The organism is Stenotrophomonas sp. P5_A8, assembly GCF_056400545.1.
The window spans coordinates 1-3,667 of the sequence record NZ_JBFULB010000485.1 but is presented as its reverse complement, the minus strand read 5'-3'; the positions used below and the strand labels follow the sequence as shown (position 1 = coordinate 3,667).

Sequence of the window (3,667 nt, the reverse complement as noted above, 5' to 3'; positions counted from 1 at the left end):
GCGGGACCCTGAGCCGCATGGATGCGGCGACGGAGCTTACACGGATGTACTTGCAGCGTGTCCCGACAATCCACCCGCGCCGACCCAGCCAGGCCAATGCGCAGAGCAGATGCTTTGGCTTTGGATATCGGGCAATGGCAACGGAAGAGGCAGAGGCGATGGCGATGGCGACGGCAGCCGAGCATGGCTCGGCTCTACCGGCCTGTTTCTGGCACCCTGCACCGCCCTTGGCAATGCGGCATCCCACAAACGGGAAAAGCCCGGCCGAGGCCGGGCTTTTGCTGTCCTCCCAGCGGGATCCCGAAAGATCCCACGCCAGGCGCGATGGATCAGCGCTTGGAGAACTGGGTGGCGCGACGTGCCTTGTGCAGGCCGACCTTCTTACGCTCGACTTCACGGGCGTCACGGGTCATGAAGCCAGCCTTGCGCAGCTCGGACTTCAGGGTTTCGTCGTACTCGACCAGCGCACGGGCGATGCCCAGACGGATCGCACCGGCCTGGCCGGTGGTGCCGCCGCCAGCGGCGGTGACCATGATGTCGAAGCTTTCGGTGTTCTTGGTCAGCTCCAGCGGCTGGCGCACGATCATGCGCGCGGTCTCACGGCCAAAGAACTCGTCCAGCGGACGGCCATTGACGGTGATGTTGCCGGCGCCCTTGCGCAAGAACACGCGGGCGGTGGAGGACTTGCGGCGGCCGGTGCCGTAGTTTTGAGTGATAGCCATGATTAGATATCCAGAACCTGAGGCTGCTGAGCGGCGTGCGGGTGCTCGGAACCCGAGTACACCTTGAGCTTGCGGTACATGGCGCGGCCCAGCGGGCCCTTCGGCAGCATGCCCTTGACGGCGGTCTCGATGACGCGCTCCGGGTGGCGCTCAAGCGCCTGGGCCAGAGTTTCGGTCTTCAGGTTGCCGATGTAGCCAGTGAAACGGTGATACAGCTTGTCCTGCAGCTTCTTGCCGGTGACGACAATCTTTTCTGCATTGATGACAACCAGGTAATCACCGGTATCAACGTGAGGGGTGTAAACCGGCTTGTGCTTGCCGCGCAGACGGCGGGCCAGCTCGGTGGACAGACGGCCCAGCGTCTTGCCGGAAGCGTCGACGAGATACCAGTCACGCTGGACGGTCTCGGACTTTGCAGTGAAAGTGCTCATGAAAGAACTCAAGTAGGTCGGGCTCATTGCGGCGCTGAACGGCCGGAACTCTGCCACGCGTTGTGAAGAGGCGGGATTGTACCGGCGCGACCCCGCACATGCAAGTTGACCCCTGCCGTGGCTTGGCACACCGCCGCCAGGGGGCGAGAATCGACGATCCCCCGCTGCACGCCGCCCCGCCATGACCGTGACCCGCCAGATCACCCCGCTCGATCACCTGCTGACCGAAGCCCAGCGCGCCCTGGACACGGTCTTCGGCAACCCGCCGGCCAGCCGCCCCTACCCCGCCCAGGCCACGCCGGACGTGCAGATGGCCAGCGCCGAGCGCCGCCATGCCGCCGGCCTGATGCGCATCAACCATGTCGGCGAGGTGTGCGCCCAAGGCCTGTACTTCGGCCAGGCCGCGGTCGCCCAGGAGCCGCAGACCCGTGCCCACCTGCTCGACGCGGCCCAGGAAGAGACCGATCACCTGGCCTGGTGCGCCCAGCGCCTGCGGGAACTGGACAGCCGCCCGAGCCTGTTCAACCCGATCTGGTACGCCGGCAGCTACACCATCGGTACGCTGGCCGGCCTGCGCGGCGATGGCTGGAACCTGGGCTTCGTGGTGGAAACCGAGCGCCAGGTTGAGGCCCATCTGGACGAACACCTGGACACCCTGCCCCCTGCCGACCTGCGCAGTCGCGAGATCCTCAAGGTGATGAAGATCGACGAGGCCCGCCATGCCGATCACGCCGAACATGCCGGCGCGCGCAAGCTGCCATTCCCGATTCCCTCGGTGATGGCGCTGGCATCGAAGGTGATGACGGCAACCTCATGAACCCATCTGGATGCACGCGTTGCCGGCCAGCGGCCGGCACCACCGGGGGTGCGTGCGCGACGTCCTTCCGACGCGCCGATCAGCCCCCGACCAGCTTCAACCCGATCACGCCGGCCACGATCAGGCCCACACAGGCCAGCCGCGGCAGCGAGGCGCTGTCGCCGAACAGGAAGATGCCCAGCGTGGCCACGCCGAGGGCGCCGATGCCGGTCCAGATCGCATAGGCGGTGCCGACCGGGATCGACTTCATCGCCTGGCTCATCAGGTACAGGCTGACCAGCGCCGCACCGACGGTGGCCAGGGTGGGCAGCGGCCTGCTGAAGCCCTCCGAGTACTTCATTCCGATCGCAAAGCCGATTTCGAACAGGCCGGCCAGCAGCAGATAGATCCAGGGCATGGGTACTCCTGTGAAAAAACAAAAACGGCCCGGTGTCTTCACACCGGACCGTCGTCGATTGGCTTCCCTGGCACCGGTACTGCACGGATCCGGGCATCACGGGGCGGGCCATCCCGCCGGGTGCAGCGCCGCCACCGGTTGCCCGGGGCGGCTGTCACAGCGGTATTACTCGGTCAGGTTGCGCCCGTGGAACAGCTCTTCGATCTCGCGACGCAGCAGCGCCTCGATCTTCATGCGTTCCTTGAACGACAGGTTCTTGGCCTTCTCTTCGAACAGGTACTGGTCCAGGTCGAAGTCCTTCAGGTGCATCTTCGTGTGGAAGATGTTTTCCTGGTAGACGTTGACGTCGAACATCTCGTAACGCGACTTGATGTTCTTGGCCAGGAAGTTCTGGATCGAGTGGATCTTGTGATCGATGTAGTGCTTCTTGCCCTTTACATCACGGGTGAAGCCACGCACGCGGTAGTCCATGATCACGATGTCCGATTCCAGACTCTCGATCAGGTAGTTCAGCGCCTTCAGCGGGGAAATCACGCCACAGGTAGCCACATCGATGTCCGCGCGGAACGTGGCGATGCCCTCCTGCGGGTGGGTCTCCGGGTAGGTATGGACAGTGATGTGGCTCTTGTCCATGTGCGCGACCACGGCATCGGAGATCAACTCCTTGCCGGCCTGCTTCTTGTCGATCACCGGTTCTTCAGAGATCAGGATCGTCACCGAGGCACCCTGCGGATCGTAATCCTGGCGCGCCACGTTGAGGATGTTGGCGCCGATGATCTCGGCGACATCGGTCAAGATCTGAGTAAGCCTATCGGCGTTGTACTCTTCATCAATGTATTCGATGTAACGCTGACGCTCTTCTTCGGTGCGCGCGTAACACACGTCATAGATGTTGAAGCTCAGCGCCTTGGTGAGGTTGTTGAAACCCTGCAACCTCAGGCGAGGCAACGGCTTGACCACGGCGGTGGATCCTGTGAGTGGTGGGAAAGGCGCAATTATGGGGCAAAGTGATCGGGGGCGAAACTTGCATCGAAAGGAATAGGTGTGCTCTGTTTGCCCTTAACAAACCGGATCGTTAAGCTCGCGGCACATAGCCGTGAATTGTTCATGAGCAAAGGGAGCGCCTCAAACGTGTCAACTGTGCGCCTTGCCACAAGTCCACTGGCCCTGGATATCGCCACCATCGACCGTTTTCTGGCCCACAGCCATCGCCGCCGCTACCCCGCGCGGACCGATGTGTTCCGCCCCGGGGACCCCGCTGGCACCCTTTACTACGTGATAAGCGGCTCGGTTTCTATAA

General features: G+C 63.1%; 5 protein-coding genes and 1 pseudogene. 2 read left to right on the top strand and 4 right to left on the bottom strand.

Going from position 1 to position 3,667, the window contains the following annotated elements:
- Positions 1–329 precede the first annotated feature (329 nt).
- Both rpsI and rplM read right to left on the bottom strand, forming a co-directional pair.
- Entirely contained in the window at positions 330–722 is a 393-nt protein-coding gene (gene rpsI / locus AC1DQP_RS19905) for a 30S ribosomal protein S9 (RefSeq protein ID WP_017354549.1), read from the bottom strand.
- 2 nt (positions 723–724) lie between these two features.
- Positions 725–1,153, bottom strand: coding sequence for a 50S ribosomal protein L13 (gene rplM / locus AC1DQP_RS19900; RefSeq protein WP_256776566.1), 429 nt, complete (start codon positions 1,151–1,153; stop codon positions 725–727).
- 181 nt (positions 1,154–1,334) lie between these two features.
- On the opposite strand from rplM, the gene coq7 reads away from it, so the two are divergent.
- On the top strand, positions 1,335–1,970 hold the full coding sequence (gene coq7 / locus AC1DQP_RS19895) for a 2-polyprenyl-3-methyl-6-methoxy-1,4-benzoquinone monooxygenase (RefSeq protein WP_478052352.1): 636 nt from the start codon (positions 1,335–1,337) through the stop codon (positions 1,968–1,970).
- A gap of 79 nt (positions 1,971–2,049) precedes the next feature.
- Here the strand turns inward: coq7 and sugE are convergent, their stop codons facing one another.
- Positions 2,050–2,367, bottom strand: a complete 318-nt coding sequence (gene sugE / locus AC1DQP_RS19890; protein ID WP_457318946.1) for a quaternary ammonium compound efflux SMR transporter SugE — start codon at positions 2,365–2,367, stop codon at positions 2,050–2,052.
- 165 nt (positions 2,368–2,532) lie between these two features.
- A complete protein-coding gene (gene speD, locus AC1DQP_RS19885; protein WP_256776563.1) occupies positions 2,533–3,327 on the bottom strand; it encodes an adenosylmethionine decarboxylase in 795 nt (264 codons plus the stop codon).
- 147 nt (positions 3,328–3,474) lie between these two features.
- Between speD and AC1DQP_RS19880 the strand changes: the two are divergent.
- A pseudogene (locus tag AC1DQP_RS19880) lies at positions 3,475–3,667 on the top strand (transcriptional regulator Crp); the annotation flags it as partial.